16 protein-coding genes and 1 rRNA gene are annotated in these 20,453 nt (G+C 67.6%); 14 read left to right on the forward strand and 3 right to left on the reverse strand.

Annotation, left to right across the window (positions count from 1 at the left end; translation table 11 throughout):
- Positions 1-289 precede the first annotated feature (289 nt).
- The 3 genes from JUB11_RS30795 (at position 290) to JUB11_RS30805 (ending at position 3,138) form a co-directional block, all read left to right on the forward strand.
- Positions 290-1,558, forward strand: coding sequence for a PQQ-dependent sugar dehydrogenase (locus tag JUB11_RS30795; protein WP_247887450.1), 1,269 nt, complete (start codon positions 290-292; stop codon positions 1,556-1,558).
- 71 nt (positions 1,559-1,629) lie between these two features.
- The gene (locus JUB11_RS30800) at positions 1,630-1,956 is read left to right on the forward strand and encodes a cytochrome c (protein WP_207462631.1); all 327 of its coding nucleotides are present in this window, start codon (positions 1,630-1,632) and stop codon (positions 1,954-1,956) included.
- Between the two features lie 90 nt (positions 1,957-2,046).
- Complete coding sequence (locus tag JUB11_RS30805) at positions 2,047-3,138, forward strand: enoyl-CoA hydratase/isomerase family protein (protein ID WP_348771541.1); 1,092 nt, start codon at positions 2,047-2,049, stop codon at positions 3,136-3,138.
- Between the two features lie 6 nt (positions 3,139-3,144).
- On the opposite strand, the gene JUB11_RS30810 is transcribed toward JUB11_RS30805, so the two are convergent.
- The gene (locus JUB11_RS30810) at positions 3,145-4,038 is read right to left on the reverse strand and encodes a LysR family transcriptional regulator (RefSeq protein ID WP_207462632.1); all 894 of its coding nucleotides are present in this window, start codon (positions 4,036-4,038) and stop codon (positions 3,145-3,147) included.
- 217 nt (positions 4,039-4,255) lie between these two features.
- On the opposite strand from JUB11_RS30810, the gene JUB11_RS30815 reads away from it, so the two are divergent.
- The 3 genes from JUB11_RS30815 to JUB11_RS30825 are packed head-to-tail and all read left to right on the forward strand — an operon-like array spanning position 4,256 to position 7,909.
- Positions 4,256-5,419 (forward strand): acyl-CoA dehydrogenase family protein, encoded by a 1,164-nt coding sequence (locus JUB11_RS30815; RefSeq protein ID WP_282189217.1) that lies wholly within the window; start codon positions 4,256-4,258, stop codon positions 5,417-5,419.
- Between the two features lie 46 nt (positions 5,420-5,465).
- The gene (mmsB, locus tag JUB11_RS30820) at positions 5,466-6,362 is read left to right on the forward strand and encodes a 3-hydroxyisobutyrate dehydrogenase (RefSeq protein ID WP_207462634.1); all 897 of its coding nucleotides are present in this window, start codon (positions 5,466-5,468) and stop codon (positions 6,360-6,362) included.
- 50 nt (positions 6,363-6,412) lie between these two features.
- On the forward strand, positions 6,413-7,909 hold the full coding sequence (locus JUB11_RS30825) for an aldehyde dehydrogenase family protein (RefSeq protein ID WP_207462635.1): 1,497 nt from the start codon (positions 6,413-6,415) through the stop codon (positions 7,907-7,909).
- A 7-nt stretch (positions 7,910-7,916) separates the two neighbouring features.
- Here JUB11_RS30825 and JUB11_RS30830 read toward each other — a convergent pair whose 3' ends face one another.
- Positions 7,917-9,530: an AMP-binding protein gene (locus JUB11_RS30830; protein ID WP_207462636.1), complete on the reverse strand. Its 1,614-nt coding sequence runs from the start codon at positions 9,528-9,530 to the stop codon at positions 7,917-7,919.
- 257 nt (positions 9,531-9,787) lie between these two features.
- Here JUB11_RS30830 and JUB11_RS30835 point away from each other — a divergent pair, with 257 nt between their 5' ends.
- The 7 genes from JUB11_RS30835 (at position 9,788) to JUB11_RS30865 (ending at position 18,383) form a co-directional block, all read left to right on the forward strand.
- Positions 9,788-10,654 (forward strand): ABC transporter ATP-binding protein, encoded by an 867-nt coding sequence (locus JUB11_RS30835; protein ID WP_207462637.1) that lies wholly within the window; start codon positions 9,788-9,790, stop codon positions 10,652-10,654.
- Positions 10,654-12,591: a long-chain fatty acid--CoA ligase gene (locus JUB11_RS30840; RefSeq protein ID WP_207462638.1), complete on the forward strand. Its 1,938-nt coding sequence runs from the start codon at positions 10,654-10,656 to the stop codon at positions 12,589-12,591. The genes JUB11_RS30835 and JUB11_RS30840 overlap by 1 nt, the downstream gene beginning before the upstream one ends.
- A gap of 65 nt (positions 12,592-12,656) precedes the next feature.
- Positions 12,657-13,550: a branched-chain amino acid ABC transporter permease gene (locus JUB11_RS30845; RefSeq protein WP_207462639.1), complete on the forward strand. Its 894-nt coding sequence runs from the start codon at positions 12,657-12,659 to the stop codon at positions 13,548-13,550.
- Positions 13,551-13,560: 10 nt separating this feature from the next.
- Complete coding sequence (locus JUB11_RS30850) at positions 13,561-14,634, forward strand: branched-chain amino acid ABC transporter permease (RefSeq protein WP_207462640.1); 1,074 nt, start codon at positions 13,561-13,563, stop codon at positions 14,632-14,634.
- An 80-nt stretch (positions 14,635-14,714) separates the two neighbouring features.
- A complete protein-coding gene (locus tag JUB11_RS30855) occupies positions 14,715-16,001 on the forward strand; it encodes an ABC transporter substrate-binding protein (protein ID WP_207462641.1) in 1,287 nt (428 codons plus the stop codon).
- Positions 16,002-16,113: 112 nt separating this feature from the next.
- A complete protein-coding gene (locus JUB11_RS30860) occupies positions 16,114-16,935 on the forward strand; it encodes an ABC transporter ATP-binding protein (RefSeq protein ID WP_247887452.1) in 822 nt (273 codons plus the stop codon).
- Between the two features lie 191 nt (positions 16,936-17,126).
- The gene (locus tag JUB11_RS30865) at positions 17,127-18,383 is read left to right on the forward strand and encodes an AMP-binding protein (RefSeq protein WP_207462643.1); all 1,257 of its coding nucleotides are present in this window, start codon (positions 17,127-17,129) and stop codon (positions 18,381-18,383) included.
- 21 nt (positions 18,384-18,404) lie between these two features.
- On the opposite strand, the gene JUB11_RS30870 is transcribed toward JUB11_RS30865, so the two are convergent.
- Positions 18,405-18,845 carry a hypothetical protein gene (locus JUB11_RS30870; RefSeq protein ID WP_207462644.1) on the reverse strand — a complete coding sequence of 147 codons (441 nt, stop codon included), beginning with the start codon at positions 18,843-18,845 and terminating at the stop codon, positions 18,405-18,407.
- 642 nt (positions 18,846-19,487) lie between these two features.
- Between JUB11_RS30870 and JUB11_RS30875 the strand changes: the two genes are divergently transcribed.
- Positions 19,488-20,453 (forward strand): 16S ribosomal RNA (locus tag JUB11_RS30875); the annotation flags it as partial.

A 20,453-nucleotide genomic window follows, 5' to 3' on the forward strand; every position in this document is an offset into this window, starting at 1 on the left:
CTCGGCCGTGAAACACCTCAGCGCCAATGGTACTGCGTCTTAAGGCGTGGGAGAGTCGGTCGCCGCCAGGTCACCAGGGCCCAAGGACAACAGCAGCTCAGCAAAACAAAACCACTTGCACCTGTCATCACCCATTCGAACGGCCCGGATCTCGCGATCCGGGCCGTTTCGCGTGTGCGCCCAGCCATGGCCTAGCTTCCGGCTTACGCGACATGGCCTATTTGACCTTCCCCCGGATCGGTCCACGATCATTGAACCGCCTTGTCAGCGGTCAAACGGGGAGGAAACAATGAAAAAGATGTGTCTTGCCGCGCTTTCGCTCGCGGTCGCCGCGGCCTGCCCGGCCGCCTTCGCCCAGGACGTGCCGAAACCGCCGGGCAACCTTGAGAGGTTGTCGAATTTCCGGACCACCGGCGAGCTGATGGACATCCCGACGGTCCCGCAGGCCGGCCAGAAGGCCGAAGCCATCAAGAAGACCCTGGCCAAGATCAAGCTGCCGGAAGGCTTCAAGATCGATCTCTACGCCATCGTGCCGGACGCGCGCCACATGGCCGTGGGGCCGCAGGGGGTCGCGACCTTCGTCGGCACGCGCAAGACCAAGGTCTACGCCGTCACCGACCGCGACAAGGACCGGGTCGCGGACGAGGTGAAGGTGTTCGCTCCGACGATCAACTTCGCCGTTCCCAACGGGGTGTGTTTCTCCAAGGATGGTTTCCTGTTCGTGGCCGAGCAGAACCGCGTCCTGATCTTCCCGGCGGCCGAGTTCTTCTATGAGGGTGCCGACGTCGCCGCCTTCCAGGTGGTCAAGGGCGGCGAGTTGATTCCGAAGGAGGAGGAGAGCTTCAACCACACCGCTCGCGTCTGCCGCGTCGGGCCGGACGACAAGCTCTACATCTCGCTCGGCCAGCCCTTCAACGTCTTCGCGCCGGAGAAGATGGACCTCTACAAGAAGACGGGCATCGGCGGCATCATCCGCATGGACCGGGAGGGCAAGGGCCGGGAGGTCTATGCCTGGGGCGTGCGCAATTCCGTCGGCATGGACTTCAACCCGAAGGACAAGTCGCTCTGGTTCACCGACAACCAGGTGGACGGGATGGGCGACGATATCCCGCCGGGCGAACTGAACCGTGCTGATAAGCCAGGCATGACGTTCGGATTCCCCTATTACGGCGGCGGCAAGGTCCGCACGGTCGAGTACAAGGACCAGCAGCCTCCGGCCGACGCGACGCCGCCGCAGGTCGAGATGGACGCCCATGCGGCCGATCTCGGCATGGCCTTCTACACGGCCAACCAGTTCCCGCAAAAGTACCGGGGCGGGATCTTCTCCGCCCAGCACGGCTCCTGGAACCGGTCCAAGCCGATCGGCGCGCGGGTGATGTTCACCAGCCTCAAGCCGGACGGAACCGCCGACAAGACGGAGGTCTTCGCGGAGGGCTGGCTCACCGAGAACGGCGAGTATCTCGGGCGGCCCATCGACGTCGCCGTCCTGAACGACGGATCGCTGCTGGTGTCCGATGACATGGTCGGGGCGGTGTACCGCATTTCCTACGGCCAGTGATCCGCCGGTCTTGAGCCACCAAAACACCCTCCGGCCACGCGCGGCCGGAGGGACCTCACGGGAGGACGTGAATGCCGATCCGGACGCTGTTCGTCCTGTTGCCTCTCACGATGGCCGCCGCCACGCCCGCCCTGGCGGGCGACGCGCAGGCGGGACGGCAGAAGGCGCTGCAATGCCAGACCTGCCACGGAATGGACGGTCTGGCGAAGATCCCGGCCGCGCCCAACTTGGCCGGCCAGCCCGAGGACTACCTGATCAAATCCCTGACCGACTACAAGACCGGCGCGCGCAAGAACGAGATGATGTCCGTCGTGGCTCCCGGTCTCAGCGAGATCGACATCGCTGACCTCGCCGCCTATTTCAACTCCATCGAGGTCGAGGTGAAGCCGCGGCCCTGACGGGATCGCCGAAGCATCGGTTGACCGCCGATCCCCGACCTGGGCAACTGTAAAGCCCGGATTGGCAACAAGAACAAGAAGCGACGAGGAATGACGACGATGACGGACGCTCCGGATGTTCTCTGCGAGCGGCGCGGCCCCTTGGGGCTGATCACGCTGAACCGGCCGAAGGCGCTGAACGCGCTGACGCTGGACATGGTCCGGGTGATCGATCCGGCCCTGAAGGAATGGGCGGCCGATCCCACCGTGAAGGCCGTCGTGATCCGAGGCGCGGGCGACCGGGCCTTCTGCGCCGGCGGCGACGTGCGGGCGCTGTACGAGGCCGGCCTCGCCGCGCGGGAGGGGCGGGGAAGCGGCGGCTTCACGCGGGACTTCTTCCGGGAGGAATACAGCCTCAACCGCCGCATCAAGACCTTCCCCAAGCCCTACATCGCGTTGCTCGACGGCTTCACCATGGGCGGCGGCGTGGGGCTGTCGGTGCATGGCGGGTACCGGATCGTGACCGAGAAGACCGTCTTCTCCATGCCGGAAACCGGCATCGGCCTGTTCCCCGACGTGGGCGGTACCTTCTTCCTGCCGCGCTGCCCCGGCCGGATCGGCGAGTATCTGGGTCTGACCGGCGCCCGCCTGAAGGCGGCCGACGCGCTCTATGCCGGCGTTGGCACGCATCATGTGCCGGGAGCCGAATTGGAGGGGCTGCTCGAGGATCTTTCCTCCGCCGGCTGGGACGGGGACGCCCATGCCGTCGCCGAGGCGGTCATCGCCCGCCACGCCGCTCCGGCCGGCGATCCGCCGCTTGGCCTCCAGCGGGCGGCCATCGACCGCTGCTTTGCGGGCGACAGGGTGGAGGACATTCTCGCCGCCCTGGGGGCGGAAGGCACGGATTGGGCGACCAAAACGGCCGCCGATCTGCGCACCCTGTCGCCGACCAGCCTGAAGGTCACGCTGGAGCAGGTGCGGCGCGGGCGGGAGCTGAGCTTCGACGAGGCGATGGCTCTGGAATACCGGCTGACCCAGGCCATTCTGGCCCGCCCGGACTTCTACGAGGGAATCCGGGCGGTCCTGATCGACAAAGACCGGAACCCGAAGTGGAGCCCGGCCAGCCTGGAGGCGGTCGGCGAGGCGGAGATCGCGGCGCTCTTCGACCCGCCTCAACGGCCGGAATTGGTCTTCGTGCCCTGATCCTCGTCAGGGCATGAACTGGGACCGTGCCTCCTGCACGGCGGCGGTGATGAAGTCGGCGGCGGCCGTGATGCGGGCGAGCCGCCGCATGTCCTCGTGGATGATCAGCCAGAAGGACCGGGTCAGCGCCACCTCCTCCGGCAGGACGGGGAGGAGGTCCGCTTCCCCGTCCGCGATGAAGCAGGGCAGGATGCAGAGCCCCAGGCCGGATTGCGTTGCCCGGAGCTGGGCGATGAGGTTCGTGCTCTTGAGCTGCGGCTCGATCCCGCCGACCGCGTTCATGTAGTCGAGTTCGGGCGAGAAGAGCAGCTCGTCGATGTAGCCGATGAAGCGGTGCCGCGCGAGGTCGGCCGGTCCGCGGATCTCCGGCTGTTCTTCCAGATAGCCACGCGCGCCATAGAGGCGCAGGCGGTAATCGGTGAGCTTGCGCGCCAGCAGCCGGCCCTCCTGCGGGCGGGTCAGGCCTATGGCGATGTCCGCTTCCCGTTTTGACAGGCTGAAGATGCGGGGAGTGGCGATGAGCTGCACCTCCAGCTCCGGGTGCTGGCGGCAGAGCGCGCCGATGCGCGGGGCCAGGAACAGGCTGCCGAAGCCGTCCGGCGAGCCGATCCGCACCGCCCCGGACACCGAGAGGTCGGCGTTCCCCAGCTCGTTCTGCGCCGTGAGCGCCACGCTCTCCATGCTTTCGGCGAGCGGGAGCAGCCGTTCGCCCTGGGCCGTCAGCGTATAGCCGGTCGGGTGCCGCTCGAACAGCCGGACCTTCATGGAATCCTCCAGGGCGGCGAGCCGCCGGCTCACCGTCGCGTGGTCGGCGCCGAGGCGCCGGGCCGCCGCCGTCAGCTTGCCCGTGCGCGCCACCGCCAGGAAGGAGCGGAGGTCGTTCCAGTTGAAGTCCGCCATGGCTTGGTCCATCCGTCCGTATGGGAGGAGGGGGGATCGATGCTCCCGAAGGGTATGCGCTTTTCCGCCCAACCAATGCGCGCTTTTTCGTCTGGCCGGGCGGAAATTCCCATGCTTAAGATTCGCGGCGCCAACAGTCCGTTTTGCGTGCAACGCGCCCGGTTCGGGAGCAGGATCACCGGGGCGCCGGGCACGGAACAGCAGGGGAGCAGGCACATTGTCCGCCGAACCGACCGCCTTCGAGTTGACGGAGGACCAGCGCGCCATCCGCGAGATGGCGCTCGCCTTCGCTGGTGAGAAGCTGGAACCCCACGCCGTCGAGTGGGACGAATCGAAGCATTTCCCCATCGACGTTCTGCGGGAAGCGGCGGCACTCGGCATGGGCGGCGTCTATGTCGCGGAGGATGTCGGCGGCTCCGCCCTGTCGCGGCTGGACGCGGTGCTGATCTTCGAGGCCCTCGCCCAGGGCTGCCCGACCGTCTCGGCCTATCTGTCGATCCACAACATGGCCGCCTCGATGATCGACCGCTTTGGCGACGCGGAGCAGCGCCGGGCTTGGCTGCCGAAGCTCTGCTCGATGGAGTGGCTGGCGAGCTACTGCCTGACGGAGGCCGGGGCCGGTTCCGACGCGGCGGCGCTGAAGACGCGGGCGGTTCGCGACGGCGACCATTACGTCGTGAACGGCGCCAAGCAGTTCATCTCCGGTGCCGGCAGCGCGCATCTCTACGTCACCATGGTGCGCACCGGGGGCGAGGGGCCGGGCGGCATCTCCGCGCTGGTGATTCCGGCGGACGCGCCGGGCCTGTCCTTCGGGGCCAACGAGCGCAAGATGGGCTGGAACGCCCAGCCGACTCGCGCCGTGCTGTTCGACGATCTGCGCGTGCCGGTGACGAACCGGCTGGGGGCGGAGGGCGAGGGCTTCAAGTTCGCCATGGCCGGCCTCGACGGCGGGCGCATCAACATCGGCGCCTGTTCCATCGGCGGCGCCCAAGCGGCGCTCGACAAGGCGGTCAGGTACATGGGGGAACGGCGCGCCTTCTCCCGCACGCTCGACCAGTTCCAGGCCCTGCAATTCCGCGTCGCCGACCTGGCGACGGAGCTGGAGGCGGCGCGCACGCTGCTCTACCGGGCGGCGGCGAAGCTGGACGCGCGGGCGCCGGACGCGACCGCCTTCTGCGCCATGGCCAAGCGCTTCGCCACCGACACCGGCTTCGCGGTCGCGGACGGCGCGCTCCAGCTCCATGGCGGCTACGGCTATCTCGCCGATTACGGCATCGAGAAGATCGTCCGCGACCTGCGCGTCCACCAGATCCTGGAGGGCACCAACGAGATCATGCGGCTGATCGTGTCGCGCTCCATCTTCGGCGCGAACCGGGGCTGAGTGCGGGAAGCCCATTGGCAAGAAAGAAAACAGGGAGGAAAGCAGCATGACGGCGATCGGATTCATCGGTCTCGGCAACATGGGCGGCCCGATGGCCGCCAACCTCGTGAAGGCCGGCCACGCCGTGCGCGGCTACGACGTTTCTGCCACGGCGCTCCAGGCCGCCGAAGCCGCGGGCGTCACCGTCCGCGGCCGGGCGGCCGATGTGCTGGAGGGGGCGGAGCTGGTGATCACCATGCTGCCGAGCGGCGGGCATGTCCGCGACGTCTATCTGGGCGAGGGCGGGCTGCTCGCGGCGGCGCGGGCCGGCACGCTCTTCATCGACTGCTCGACCATCGACGTGGAGACGGTGCGCGCGGCGGGGGAGGCGGCGACGTCGGCCGGCATGGCGCTTCTCGACGCGCCGGTGTCGGGCGGGGTGGGGGGTGCCCAGGCCGGCACCCTGACCTTCATGGTCGGCGGCGACGCCGCGGCCTTCGAGCGCGGCCGGCCGGTGCTGGAGGCGATGGGGCGCAAGATCGTCCATTGCGGCGGGCCGGGATCGGGACAGGCGGCGAAGATCTGCAACAACATGATCCTCGGCATCTCCATGATCGGTGTCTGCGAGGCCTTCGCGCTCGCCGAGAAGCTGGAGCTGTCGCACGAGTCCCTGTTCGAGGTCGCCTCGACCTCCTCGGGCCAGTGCTGGTCGCTTACGAGCTACTGCCCGGTGCCTGGACCGGTTCCGGCCAGCCCGGCGAACCGGGACTACCAGCCGGGCTTCGCCACGGCGCTGATGCTGAAGGACCTGAAGCTCGCCCAGGCCGCGAGCCAGGCGACCGGCGCCTCGACCCCGATGGGCGCCCTGGCGGCGCAGCTCTACAGCCTCCACGCCGGGGCCGGGCAGGGCGGCACCGACTTCTCCAGCATCATCCGGCTCCTGCGCGGGTCTGCGGAGGGCTAGCTCCCCCGTCCCGACGATCACCTCACGCCGGCCTCAAGGATTTCCAGACCATGACCACCGCCACCACGCCCCAGACCGACCCCTTCGCCCTCGCCCGCGCGCTGAGCGGCAGGCATTTCTACGACGGCGCCCTGCGGGAGAGCGCGTCGGGCCGGACCTTCCCCGTCGTGAACCCGGCCACGGGGGAGGAGGTCGGGGCCGCGGCCTTCGGCGAGGCGGCGGACGTGGAGGCCGCCGTGCGGGCCGCCGCGGCGGCGCAGAAGGGCTGGGCCAAGGTCGGCGCGCGCGACCGCGGCAAGCTGGTCGCCAGATGCGGCCAGCTCCTGTCGGAGCATGTGGAGGAGCTGGCCCGGCTGATCGCGCTGGAGACGGGCAAGGCCCTGCGCACTGAAAGCCGGGTCGAGGCCTCGGTCCTCGCCGACGCCTTCACCTTCTTCGCCGGGCTGGGGTCGGAGCTGAAGGGCGAGACCGTTCCCTACAGCCCGACCGTCATGACCATGACGGTGCGCGAGCCCATCGGGGTGGTCGGGGCCATCCTGCCCTGGAACGTGCCGCTGCTGCTGATGGCGCTGAAGATCGCGCCAGCCCTGGTCGCCGGCAACACGGTCGTCGTGAAGTCGGCGGAGGAGGCGCCGCTGGCCGTGCTGCGCGTCATCGAGCTGATGGGCGGCATCCTGCCGCCGGGGGTGGTCAACATCCTCTCCGGATTCGGCCCGGAGTGCGGCGCGCCGCTCGTCGCCCATCCGAAGGTCGGCAAGGTGACCTTCACCGGCTCGGTGGAGACGGGGAAGATCGTCTACCGGACGGCGGCGGAGAAGCTGATCCCGGTCACGCTGGAACTCGGCGGCAAGAGCCCGATGATCGTCATGGCCGATGCCGACATGGACCAGGCCATCGCCGGTGCCATCGCCGGCATGCGCTTCACCCGCCAGGGGCAGAGCTGCACGGCGGCCTCGCGCATCTTCGTGCATGACGCCGTCCACGACGAGTTCGTGGCACGGCTGAAGGCGAAGGTGGACGCCATGCGGATGGGCGACCCGCTGGACGAGGCGACGGACATCGGCACCATCGTGTCGCACCAGCAGATGGAACGGGTGCAGGGCTACATTGCCATCGGCAAGGAGACAGACGGCGCCGTCGCTCATGTCTGCTCCGCCCTGCCGACGGACCCCCGCCTCGCCAAGGGGCTCTTCATCCAGCCGCACATCTTCACCGGCGTCACCAACGACAGCCGCATCGCGCGGGAGGAGATCTTCGGCCCGGTCTGCTGCGTCATCCGCTGGACCGATTACGAGGAGGTGATCGCCGCCGCCAACGACAGCGAATACGGGCTGGCCGCCACCGTCTGGACCCGCGACCTGAAGCTCGCGCTCGACGCCGTGAACCGGCTGGAGGCGGGCTTCGTCCAGGTCAACCAGAACCTCGTCGTGCAGCCGAACCTCAGCTACGGCGGCGTCAAGGCCTCCGGCCTCGGCAAGGAGGCGTCGCTGGAATCCATGCTGGAGCACTTCACCCACAAGAAGACCATCATGATCAACATGAAGTGAGGCGCGGCTACTTGCCGGCCCCCGCATCCATCTGCATGAGCACGGCGCCGGACACGCGCCCGCGGTAGTGGATGTTGCCGTCCGTGTCGAGCGAGGCGCGGTCGCCGGTCAGGTAGTAGCGTCGCCCATGGCGGAAGCGGTGGGCGCCACGCTCCGGGCCGTTGGCGTAGCCCTCGAACCAGAAGAGGCGGGAATTCTCCGCGTCGATGGCGAGTTCGCCAGCGACGCCGACGGGAAGCTCCCGGCCCGCCTCGTCCAGCACGACGATGCGGAAGCCGGGCATGGGGTGACCGAGCGAGCCTTCCCCGGTGCGGGAGGGCTGATCTGGATCGTAGCGATTCACGATGACGACGCCGGTCTCCAGCTGGCCGTAATGGTCGAGCAGGGGGACGCGCAACGTGCCGGTGGTCCAGGCGACGATGTCCGCGGGCAGCGGCTCGCCCACCGTGGAGACGATGCGCAGGGCGAACTGCCCCGGCAGCATGGACGGGTCGGCCTGCTGCAGCGCGCGGATCTGCGACGGGGCGGCGGTGAGGTTGGTCACGCCGTATTTGGTCAGCACGCGGTAGCTCTGCCGCACGTCGTAGGGGCCGTCGCAGAGGATAGCGGTACGGCCCAGCAGCAGCGGCCCGATCAGCCCGTAATAGACGCTGTAGGCCCAGCCCGGATCGGCCATGTTCCAGAAGACGTCGTCGTCGCGCAGGTCCAGCCCGGCCCGCATGTTCTGCTCGATCCCCGCCAGCGCCTTGACGGAGACCGGAACGCCCAGCGGCGCCCCCGCCGCCTCGGGCGTGTAGATCAGTGCGAAGGAGTCGGTCTCGGCGTAGGGGGCCACGCTCTCCAGCGGGGCGGCGTCGTGCAGGGCCGACCAGAAGGGCACGGCGCCGCTGCCGAAGGACTCCTCGCTCTCTACCGTGACGACGGCCGGGCGGGAAGCACCCTCCTGCGGGATCTTGTGGCGCAGGGAGTCGCGGGTGACCACGGCGCGGGCGCCGCTGTCGGCCAGCCGGGCGGCGACGGCGGCGGGCGAGAAGTTCGTGAAGAGCGGCATGTAGACCGCCCCCAGCCGCCAGGCCGCGAGCGCCGTGATCAGCAGCTCCGGCCCCTTGGGCAGCAGGGCGGCGACCGCGTCGCCCTTGCCGACGCCGAGCGCGGCCAGCACCGACGCGAACCGCTTCGAATCGCCGGCCAGCCGCGCGAAGCTCAGCTCCGTCGTCTGGCCGGCGACGCTCTCGTGCAGCAGGGCGGCGCGCCCGCCGCCGGCCCTCAGATGCCGGTCGCACAGCAGCGTCGCGAGCGGGATGGCCGTGCCTCGGTAATCGGCGCGGGAAAAGGCGCTGGCGCGCGCCGGATGCGCATCCGCCCGCCCGCCTGCGGCGCGTCCCAACACCGCCAGTTCCGGACCCGGATGGTAGCGGCGGGTTCGCTCGTCCTGCACCGTCAGCCCCTCGCGCACCAGCGCTGCCAGGATGCGGTGGGCCGTCGCCTTGGACAGACCGGCCTCCGCCATGAGGTCGGCCAGGCGCGCCCCCTCCTCCCCGCGCGCGGCGACCGCGCGCAGCAGGGCGATGGCGCGTTCCAGGCTCTGGGTACCCGTGCTGGCGGAAAGGGCGTCGGCCATAGTCTTGACGAGAGTTGGCGGCGTGAAAGCCGGGAGAGTGTTCCATATTTTGGAACACGGGCGAGGTCCAACCACAATACGCCTTTTGGCAGCGTATATCTGTGTTGAAAATCCCGCATTCCCGCCGTACCATTCAACCGTTGGACAAACGAACGTTTCGCAGTGTGGACCGTTGGCATCAGGCCTCCGGCCGCCGCGGCCAAAAGAACGACCATAAGAACAACGGCCCGGCTCAGGGCCTGCTTGGGGGAGGGATCATGTCTGGCGCACCCGTCGCAGGGACTGACATCCGGGCCGGCGCCGGCAATGCCGGCGATCCCATTTTCGAAGCACGCAACGTGTCGCTCGGCTTCGGCGGCGTGAAGGCGCTGAGCGAGGTCAGCTTCTCCGTGCGGAAGGGCGAGCTGTTCTCGATCATCGGCCCGAACGGCGCGGGCAAGACCTCCATGCTCAACTGCGTCTCCGGCCGCTACCGGCCGACCTCGGGCAAGGTCTTCTTCCAGGGCCGCGACATCACGGGCATGACGCCGAACCACCGGGCGGCGCTCGGCATCGGCCGCACCTTCCAGAATCTCGCGCTCTTCGGCCACATGTCGGTGCTCGACAACATCATGGTCGGGCGCCACCACCTGCTGAAGAACAACTTCCTGACCGGCGCGCTCTACTGGTTCGGCGGCGCCCGCCGGGAGGAGCTGGCGCACCGCCGCGAGGTCGAGGAGATCATCGACTTCCTGGAAATCCAGCATGTTCGCAAGGCGATGGCCGGCACGCTCTCCTACGGGCTGCGCAAGCGGGTGGAGCTGGCCCGCGCCATCGCGCTGAAGCCCGACCTGATCCTGCTGGACGAGCCGATGGCCGGCATGAACCTCGAGGAGAAGGAGGACATGGCCCGCTACATCGTCGACCTGAACGAGGAGTGGGGCATGACCGTGGTCATGATCGAGCATGACATGGGCGTGGTCATGGACATCTCCCACCGGGTGATGGTGCTGGAGTTCGGCCGCAAGATTGCGGAGGGATCGCCGGAGGCGGTGCTGGCTGACCCGCGCGTGCGTACCGCCTATCTCGGCGAGAGCGACGAGCCGGAACCGGAAACCGCCGCCGCCGCGCGGGAGGTCGCGTGATGGCGGCGCTCCCCGACCTCGCCCGGCACGACACGCTGCCGAAGCTGCTGGCCCTGCACGCCCGCGAGCATGGCGGCGAGGTGGCCCTGCGCGAGAAGGACTTCGGCATCTGGCGCTGCATCAGCTGGGCGCAGTATCAGGAGCGCGTGCGGGCCTTCACGCTCGGCCTCGTGGGGCTCGGCGTCCGGCCGGGCGATGTGGTGGCGCTGATCGGCGACAACCGCCCGGACTGGGTCATGGGCGAGGTGGCGGCCCACGCCGCCGGCGCCATGAGCCTCGGCATCTACCGCGACGCGCTGGACGAGGAGGTCGCCTACCTCACGACCTACGCCGGCGTGCGCTTCGTCTTCGCCGAGGACGAGGAGCAGGTGGACAAGCTGCTCAACATCGGCGAGCGGCTGGGCACGGTGGAGAGGATCATCTTCTCCGACCCGCGCGGCATGCGCAAATACGACGACCCCCGGCTGATGGAGGCGTCCGAGCTGGTCCGGCTGGGCGAGGAGTTGCACGCGAGCCGGCCCGGCCTCTACGACGAGCTGGTGGCGCGCGGGCGGGGCGAGGACGTGGCGATCCTCTGCGCCACCTCGGGCACGACCTCCAACCCGAAGCTGGCGATGCTGCCGGCCGGGCGGCTGCTGCGGCACTGCGCCAGCTATCTCAGCGTCGATCCCAAGGGGCCGGAGGACGAATATGTCTCGGTCCTGCCGCTCTCCTGGATCATGGAGCAGATCTACGCCGTGGGCATGGGCATGCTGGCCCGGATGCGCGTGAACTTCGTCGAGGAACCCGAGACGATGATGAACGACTTCCGGGAGATCGGGCCGACCTTCGTGCTCTTCGCGCCGCGCCTGTGGGAGCAGATCGCCGCCGACGTGCGCGCCCGCATGATGGACGCCTCGCCGATGAAGCAGGCGCTCTACGGCTACGGCAGCCGCAAGGGGCTGGAAGCGCTGAAGCAGGGCCGGCGCTCCGTGCTGGCCGATGGGATCCTGTTCCGCGCCCTGCGCGACCGGCTGGGCTTCTCCCGGCTGAAGTCGGCCTCCACCGGCGGTGCCGCGCTCGGCCCCGACACCTTCCGCTTTTTCCAGTCGCTCGGCGTGCCCTTGCGCCAGATCTACGGCCAGACCGAGACGATGGGCGCCTACACGGTGCACCGGGCCGGCGACGTCGATTTCGACACGGTCGGCGTGCCCTTCGACGAGGGCATCCAGGTGAAGGTCGTCGATCCGGACGCCAACGGCGTCGGCGAGATCGTCGTCCGCCACCCGAACATGTTCACGGGCTATTACCGGAACGAGGCGGCGACCGCGGCCGACCTGCGCGACGGCTGGATGCACACGGGCGACGCCGGCTATTTCGACAAGCGTGGCCATCTCGTGGTGATCGACCGCATCAAGGACATCGCGACCACGCGGCGCGGCGATCGCTTCTCCCCGCAATACATCGAGAACAAGCTGAAGTTCAGCCCCTATGTGGCCGAGGCGGTGATCGTCGGCGACAAGCGCGACTATCTCGCGGCGATCATCTGCATCCGCTTCCCCATCCTGTCCAAATGGGCGGAAAAAAACCGCATCGCCTTCACCACATATTCCGACCTGTCCTCCAAGGACAGCGTCTACGAGCTGCTGCGCGCCGAGGTGGAGAGGGTCAACGCCACCCTGCCGGAGGCCCAGCGCATCTCCAAGTTCCTGCTGCTCTACAAGGAGCTGGACGCCGACGACGGCGAGCTGACCCGCACCCGCAAGGTGCGCCGCGGCGTCATCGGCGAGAAGTACGCGGGCATCATCGACGCCATCTACGCCGGCCAGCCGCGGATCGACGTGGACACCACCATCGCCTTCCAAGACGGCACGAAGCAGCGCATCCGCACCGTGCTGCGGGTGGTGGAGCTTCAGCCGGCGACGACCCGCGCCGCCGAACCGGTCGCCGCCGAATAAACGCCGAATAAACAAGGCCCGACAATCAGGGCCGGCCAGACGCCGATTAGGGAGACCTCGTCCCCATGAACACGAGCCTGTTCCTCCAGCTCCTCATCAACGGGCTGATCGTCGGCGCGCTCTACGGCGTGGTCGGCATGTCCTTCGTCCTGATCTACAAGGCCAGCCGCATCGTGAACTTCGCCCAGGGCGAGTTCCTGCTGATCGGCGCCTGGGCCTGCTGGTGGCTGCTGACCTATTACCAGCTTCCCTTCTATGTCGGCTTCCCGATCACGCTGGCCTTCATGATGGTGTTCGGGGTGGTGCTGCAAACGGTCGTGCTGCGCCCGATGATCGGGGAGCCGATCATCTCCGTTATCATGGTGACGATCGGCCTGTCGATCTTCTTCCAGGCGCTGATCAAGTGGATGTTCGGCGTCTTCGCCAAGCCCTTCCCGCCGATCTTCGAGAGCCCGACGATGAACGTCTTCGGGCTGGAGGTGCAGACGGTCTATGTCGCGAGCCTCCTCATCTCGATCCTGATCATGGCGGGCTTCGGCTGGTTCTTCAAATTCTCTCGCCTCGGCCTCGCCATGCGGGCGACGGCCTTCGACCAGCAGGTGGCACAGTCGCTGGGCATCTCGGTCAAGCGCATGTTCGCGCTGAGCTGGGCCATCTCCGCCATGGTGTCGGCGGTGGCCGGGGTGGTGGTCGGGGTGGTCAACGGCGTGTCCTCGGCGCTGTCTGTCTTCGGCATCAAGGTCTTCCCCGCGGTGATCCTGGGCGGGCTGGACAGCGTCATCGGTGCCGTGGTGGGCGGGTTGATCGTGGGGCTGCTGGAGAACGTCGCCCATTACGTGGACAGCCAATGGCTGAACTGGGGCAACATGTACGAGATCGCCCCCTTCTACGTGCTGATCCTCATCCTGATGCTGAAGCCCTACGGGCTGTTCGGCACCAAAGACATCGAACGCGTGTGAGGACGCCGCCATGGCCAGCACCAACATGATCCCCTGCGGCGACTTCAAGACGAGCTACGCCGCCGACACCACGATCTTCCCGACCGTCACCAGCCGCAACGCCGTGATCCTCGGGATCCTGCTGCTGGCTGCCGCGCCGCTCTTCCTCGACGCCTACTGGCTGAACCTGCTGATCCAGATCGGCTATCTCGGCATCGCGGCGCTGGGGCTGAACATCCTGGTGGGCTTCACCGGCCAGATCTCCATCGGCCATTCCGCCTTCTTCGGCTTCGGCGCCTTCAGTTCGGCCTATCTTTCCAACAGTTACGGGGTGCCGGTGGCGCTCGCTATCCCGCTGGCGGCGCTGATGACCACGGTGGTGGGCATGGTCTTCGGCGTGCCGGCGGCCCGGCTGAAGGGGCTGTACCTCGCCATCGCGACCTTGGCGGCGCAGTACATCCTCCAGGACTTCTTCGCGCGGGCGGAATGGTTCACCGGCGGCGTCGCCGGCACCATGGCGGAGCCCTTCAGCCTCTTCGGCTTCGCCTTTGATACCGACCAGAGCTTCTTCTACGTGGCGCTGGCGGCAACGGTGGTGATGTACCTGCTGGCGACGAACCTGATGCGGACGCGGGACGGGCGGGCGCTGGTCGCGGTGCGCGACCATTACCTCTCCGCCGAGATCATGGGCATCAACCTCACCAAGTACCGGACGATGTCCTTCGGCATCTCGGCCTTCTACGCGGGCATCGGCGGCGCGCTCTACGCCCACTACCTGCAATATGTGTCGGTCGAGGGCTTCACGATCCTCTTCTCGATCCAGTTCCTGGGCATGATCATTATCGGCGGCCTCGGCTCCATCATGGGGTCGCTCATGGGCACCGCCTTCATGGTGCTGCTGCCCGAGGTCATGCAGGCGCTGACCGACAGCCTCGCCGGGACGTCGCTGGACCGGGCGCTGAACCTCAAGGACTCCCTCGCCTTCCTGCGCGAGATGGCGATCGGCGTCGCCATCATCCTGTTCCTGGTCTTCGAACCGGACGGGCTGGCGCACCGCTGGCGGCAGATCAAGGCCTACTGGAAGCTGTATCCCTTCTCCCATTGATGGATCCGGCGGGGCAGGGCGGCGCCGCATCACAAAAACGGCGGCATTACAAAAACGAACGAACAGGGAAGGAAACGACCATGAGCATGAAGACCATCCTCCTCGCCTCGGCCACGGCGCTGGCGCTCGGCGGCCTCGCCGGTGCGGCGAACGCGCAGGGCATTCCGGTCGGCCATCTCGCCGACTATTCGGGCGCCACCTCGGACGTGGGCGTGCCCTTCGGGCAGGGCGTCGCCGACGCGCTCGCCTACATCAACAAGAACGGCGGCATCGCCGGCAAGCCGATGGCGGTCGAGACGGTCGACTACTCCTACCAGGCGCCGCGCGCCATCAGCCAGTACAAGAAATGGGCGGCCGGCAGCGGCAAGGTTGCCGCGATCCAGGGCTGGGGCACCGCCGACACCGAGGCGCTGAACCCCTTCGTCGGCAAGGACGAGATCCCCTACTACTCCGGCTCCTACTCCGGCCACCTCACCGACCCGACGGGTGCCGCCGGCCACGGCAAGGGCGCTCCCTACAACTTCTTCTACGGGCCGTCCTATTCCGACGCGCTGCGCGGCATGCTGATCTGGGCGGCGGAGGACTGGAAGAAGAAGGGCGGCACGGGCAAGCCGAAATACGTCCACATGGGCGGCAACCACCCCTATCCCAACGCGCCGAAGGCGGCCGGCGAGGCGCTGGCGAAGGAGCTGGGCTTCGACGTGCTGCCGGCCGTGACCTTCGCGCTGACGCCCGGCGACTACACGCCCCAGTGCCTGACGCTGAAGGACAGCGGCGCCAACTACGCCTATCTCGGCAACACGGCGGGCTCCAACATCTCCGTGCTGAAGGCCTGCCAGACGGTCGGCGCCCAGGTGCAGTTCCTCGGCAACGTCTGGGGCATGGACGAGAACGCCATGAAGACGGCGGGTGCGGCCGCCAACGGCGTGGTCTTCCCCGTCCGTACCTCCACCATCTGGGGCGACAGCGCCCCCGGCATGACGCTGGTCCAGGAGATCTCCAAGGTCTCCGACAGCTCCGGCACCGCCTACCGCCCGGTGCATTACGTATCCGGCATCTGCTCCGCCTTCTACATGAAGGAGGCCATGGAGTGGGCGGCCAGGAACGGCGGCGTCGCCGGGCCGGCCATCCGCCAGGGCATGTACCAGAAGAAGGACTGGGTCCCGGCCGGGCTGGAGGGCGTGTGCGTCCCGTCCAACTGGACCCCGCAGGACCATCGCGGCACCACCACCGTCAACCTCTACCGCGCGGCGGTGAGCGGCGACACGGGCGCCGGCGTGGCCGAACTGGTGAAGTCCGGCACCATCAAGCTGGAGAAGGTCGCCTCCGTGGACGTCCCGCGCAAGCCGGAGTGGCTGGGCTGGTAAGCGCGGGTCCAGGCGCAGCCCCCGCCCGACCCCTTGCGGGGGCTGCGCCGCCTTATCCCTGCATCATTCCTTCCATGGGTGCCGCATGAACACCGCCACACTGGATCCGGCGATGGCCGCCGCGCCCGCGCCGAAGACGGCCAAGCCGCTCCTGCTGTCCGTCAACAACATCGAGGTCGTCTACAACGACGTCATCCTGGTGCTGCGCGGGCTGAGCCTGGAAGTGCCGGAGGGGGAGATCGTGGCCCTGCTCGGCGCCAACGGGGCCGGCAAGTCGACGACGCTGAAGGCCATCTCCGGTCTGCTGAAGACGGAGGACGGCGCCGTCACGCGCGGCGACATCACCTTCGCCGGCGAGCGCATCAACGGCATCGACCCCGACCAGATCGTCCGGCGCGGCATCTTCCAGGTGATGGAGGGACGGCGCATCGTCTCCGACATGACCTGCCTGGAGAATCTGCGGCTCGGCGCCTTCACCCGCCGCGACCGGGGCGTGAAGGACGACATCGAGATGGTCTACAACTACTTCCCCCGCCTGAAGGAGCGGACGGGGCTGGCCGGCTATCTGTCGGGTGGCGAGCAGCAGATGCTTGCCATCGGCCGCGCCCTGATGGCCCGTCCGAAGCTGATCCTGATGGACGAGCCCTCCATGGGGCTGTCGCCGCTGCTGGTGAAGGAGGTCTTCTCCATCATCCGCCAGATCAACCGGGACCTCGGCGTCACCATCCTGCTGGTGGAGCAGAACGCCCGCATGGCCCTCCAGGCGGCCTCGTCCGGCTACATCATGGAAAGCGGCAAGGTGGTGCTGGACGGCACGGCGGAGGAGCTGACCTCCAACGAGGACGTGAAGGAATTCTACCTCGGCGGCGGGCACGAGGAACGCAGGAGCTTCAAGGGCCTGAAGAGCTTCAAACGCCGCAAGCGGTGGATTTGAGCGCGGCAACGGCCCCACGAAAGCAGCGTTTGTTCCCTCTCCCCTCCGGGGAGAGGGTTAGGGTGAGGGGGGTGCCGGGGGACAGGGAAGTCCGGCGAACGCGGGACCCCCCTCACCCTCCCACCGCTTCGCGGCGGGCCCCTCCCTCTCCCCAGAGGGGCGAGGGGGATCAAGCATCCCGGGAGGAATCGGTGTCCGACTTCTACGACCAGCGTGAAATCCGCTCCTCCGACGAGCGTGAGGCGGAGCTGTCCGCGGCCCTGCCGACGCAGATCGCGCACGCCAAAGGCAAGGCGCCTTACTTCAGCCGGCTGCTCGCCGGGGTGGACCCGTCCGCCGTCCGCTCGCGCGCCGATCTCGCGGCGCTGCCGGTGACCCGAAAGTCGGACCTGATCGCCTTGCAGCGGGACGCGCCGCCCTTCGGCGGGCTGGCGACGGTGCCCATCGGTGCGCTTGCGCGCGTCTTCGTCTCGCCCGGACCGATCCATGAGCTGGAGCCGCACGGGAAGGACCCCTGGCGTTCGGCGCGGGCGCTCTTCGCGTCGGGGTTCCGCGCCGGCGATCTCCTGCACAACTGCTTCTCCTACCACCTGACCCCGGCCGGCTCGATGTTCGAGACGGGGGCGCACGCGCTGGGCTGTGCGGTGATCCCGGCGGGCACCGGCAACACGGAGACGCAGGCGCAGGCCGTCGCCCATCTGAAGCCGCGGGGCTATGTCGGCACGCCCGACTTCCTGAAGATCATCCTGGAAAAGGCGGACGAGATGGGCCTCGACGCCTCCTCCATCCGCGTCGGCCACGTCACCGGCGGCCCCTACCTGCCGGACGTCCGCGCTTTCTACGAGGAGCGGGGCATCGCGGTCTATCAGAGCTACGGCACCGCCGACCTAGGGCTGGTCGCCTACGAGACCCCGGCCCGTCAGGGGCTGGTGGTCGAGGAAAGCGTCATCGCCGAGATCGTCCGGCCCGGCACCGGCGATCCGGTGCCGGACGGGGAAGTCGGCGAGCTGGTCGTCACCGTGCTCAGTCCGGATTATCCGCTGATCCGTTTCGCCACCGGCGACCTGACGGCGGTGCTGCCGGGCGCCAGCCCCTGCGGGCGCACCAACATGCGGCTGAAGGGCTGGATGGGCCGCGCCGACCAGACCACCAAGGTCAAGGGCATGTTCGTCCATCCAGGCCAAGTCGCGGAGATCCTCCGCCGCCACCCCCAGGCGCTCAAGGCGCGCCTCGTCGTCGGCCGCGCGAACGCCAACGATACGATGACCCTCCGCTGTGAGACGGCGGAGGCCGGTTCAGCAGCGAGCGGCGAGGCGCTGGCGGCGTCCCTCCGCGAGACCCTGGCGGCCGTCACCAAGCTGCGGGGAACGGTGGAGTTCGTGGCGCCCGGAACGCTGCCCAACGACGGCAAGGTCATCGAGGACGCCCGCACCGACCTGGGCGCCTGACCTGCCCGCCGTCCGGCCCGTTCAGCTCACCACCCACCCGGGTTCGGGCGCGCTCGGCACGCTTCCCACGGCGATGCCGGCAAAGGCGAGCTGGTGGGCGACGCTGGACAGGCGGCCCGCGTCCGGCGCCCCCTCGACCAGCAGGAAGGGGCCGTAATCCGCGTCTTCCGTGCGGGCGATCAGCACCACCTCCGTCGGCAGCACGACCACGTCCCAGGAGACGTGCTCCGGCTCGCGGCTGGCGGTGACAGGGTCGATCCCGCTGGCGCTGTGCGCCGACATGCGGACGAAACTGACCATCCCCGCCGCGTCATGCATGGCGCGGCGGTAGCTTGCGTAACCCGTGATCGGCACCTCGCCCATTTCGGCGGGCAAGCCGATGGTCGCGACCATTCTCGGGCCGAAGGCGCCGTCGCGAAGGCTCCCCTCGATCAGGATGGCCGGCGCCCCAACCTCGCGCATCAGCGCCCGGCAATTCGCCAGGATCGGAGTCCAGAGCGGGGGAGGGGCTGGGAGCGGAATGGGCGTGACGGTCAGCATCGCATTTAGGTGGGCGGTCCCGGCCTCACAGTCGAGCGGCAATTGCCAACACCCGTCTTTGGCCCCTGGGCGCATGGTCATGGGCGGAGTCTGAAAATCTCCGCACCTTTGAAAAAAGCCCTTGCGAGCTCCTCGCCTTCTGGCCTATATACCGCCTCCCCGACGCGGCGCCGCCGACCAGGCGATGACGCGAAAGGGGAAAGCGAAGGACAGGGCAAGCAGAGAGTAAGTTGTACCCTCGGGTGCGAGTGAAATCGGCAAGCTCAGCCGGAGCAGAGAAAAAGGTCTTTACATCGTCGTCCTGAACGACTACATGATGTGGACCGAGCGGCGCCGAGCGCTGCGGGATCTTTTAAAAGTGAAGACCGTGTTGTGAGAAGGGATGCGCAGGCGGCGGCTTTGTTGGCCGTTGACGCGGGTCCGGTTCCCGGGTGGGGATTGGGCCAGCGGTTGCCGTGACGCATCTCGGCTAGGTTTTTAGAGACGATACAGTTTCTGACGCTTAGGTGAGGTCGCTTCGGTGACCCGTTCAGTTGGGCTTCGGCTGATGCCGGGGTTCAGATTGAACCTGAGAGTTTGATCCTGGCTCAGAACGAACGCTGGCGGCATGCCTAACACATGCAAGTCGAACGCACCTTTCGGGGTGAGTGGCGCACGGGTGAGTAACACGTGGGAACCTGCCTTCTGGTTCGGGACAACGTCTGGAAACGGACGCTAATACCGGATGTGTCCTGAGGGACAAAGATTTATCGCCAGGAGAGGGGCCCGCGTCCGATTAGGTAGTTGGTGGGGTAACGGCCTACCAAGCCGACGATCGGTAGCTGGTCTGAGAGGATGATCAGCCACACTGGGACTGAGACACGGCCCAGACTCCTACGGGAGGCAGCAGTGGGGAATATTGGACAATGGGCGCAAGCCTGATCCAGCAATGCCGCGTGAGTGATGAAGGCCTTAGGGTTGTAAAGCTCTTTCGCACGCGACGATGATGACGGTAGCGTGAGAAGAAGCCCCGGCTAACTTCGTGCCAGCAGCCGCGGTAATACGAAGGGGGCTAGCGTTGTTCGGAATTACTGGGCGTAAAGGGCGCGTAGGCGGCCTGTTTAGTCAGGAGTGAAATCCCCGGGCTCAACCTGGGAATTGCTTTTGATACTGGCAGGCTTGAGTTCCGGAGAGGATGGTGGAATTCCCAGTGTAGAGGTGAAATTCGTAGATATTGGGAAGAACACCGGTGGCGAAGGCGGCCATCTGGACGGACACTGACGCTGAGGCGCGAAAGCGTGGGGAGCAAACAGGATTAGATACCCTGGTAGTCCACGCCGTAAACGATGAATGCTAGACGCTGGGGTGCATGCACTTCGGTGTCGCCGCTAACGCATTAAGCATTCCGCCTGGGGAGTACGGCCGCAAGGTTAAAACTCAAAGGAATTGACGGGGGCCCGCACAAGCGGTGGAGCATGTGGTTTAATTCGAAGCAACGCGCAGAACCTTACCAACCCTTGACATGCCTGTCGCGGGTGGGAGAGATCCCAC

Origin of the sequence: Azospirillum sp. SYSU D00513 (assembly GCF_017356015.1) — a bacterium.
Taxonomy (GTDB): Bacteria; Pseudomonadota; Alphaproteobacteria; order Azospirillales; family Azospirillaceae; genus Azospirillum.

Bases quoted from the DNA above. Each gene is read 5' to 3' on its own strand.
- JUB11_RS30795 (WP_247887450.1), top strand. From the start codon at position 290: ATGAAAAAGATGTGTCTTGCCGCGCTTTCGCTCGCGGTCGCCGCGGCC.
- JUB11_RS30860 (WP_247887452.1), top strand. From the start codon at position 16,114: ATGGCCGCCGCGCCCGCGCCGAAGACGGCCAAGCCGCTCCTGCTGTCC.
- JUB11_RS30810 (WP_207462632.1), bottom strand. From the start codon at position 4,038: ATGGCGGACTTCAACTGGAACGACCTCCGCTCCTTCCTGGCGGTGGCG.
- JUB11_RS30870 (WP_207462644.1), bottom strand. From the start codon at position 18,845: ATGCGCGAGGTTGGGGCGCCGGCCATCCTGATCGAGGGGAGCCTTCGC.
- JUB11_RS30855 (WP_207462641.1), top strand. From the start codon at position 14,715: ATGAGCATGAAGACCATCCTCCTCGCCTCGGCCACGGCGCTGGCGCTC.
- JUB11_RS30805 (WP_348771541.1), top strand. From the start codon at position 2,047: ATGACGACGATGACGGACGCTCCGGATGTTCTCTGCGAGCGGCGCGGC.
- mmsB (WP_207462634.1), top strand. From the start codon at position 5,466: ATGACGGCGATCGGATTCATCGGTCTCGGCAACATGGGCGGCCCGATG.
- JUB11_RS30840 (WP_207462638.1), top strand. From the start codon at position 10,654: ATGGCGGCGCTCCCCGACCTCGCCCGGCACGACACGCTGCCGAAGCTG.
- JUB11_RS30835 (WP_207462637.1), top strand. From the start codon at position 9,788: ATGTCTGGCGCACCCGTCGCAGGGACTGACATCCGGGCCGGCGCCGGC.
- JUB11_RS30845 (WP_207462639.1), top strand. From the start codon at position 12,657: ATGAACACGAGCCTGTTCCTCCAGCTCCTCATCAACGGGCTGATCGTC.
- JUB11_RS30830 (WP_207462636.1), bottom strand. From the start codon at position 9,530: ATGGCCGACGCCCTTTCCGCCAGCACGGGTACCCAGAGCCTGGAACGC.
- JUB11_RS30850 (WP_207462640.1), top strand. From the start codon at position 13,561: ATGGCCAGCACCAACATGATCCCCTGCGGCGACTTCAAGACGAGCTAC.
- JUB11_RS30800 (WP_207462631.1), top strand. From the start codon at position 1,630: ATGCCGATCCGGACGCTGTTCGTCCTGTTGCCTCTCACGATGGCCGCC.
- JUB11_RS30825 (WP_207462635.1), top strand. From the start codon at position 6,413: ATGACCACCGCCACCACGCCCCAGACCGACCCCTTCGCCCTCGCCCGC.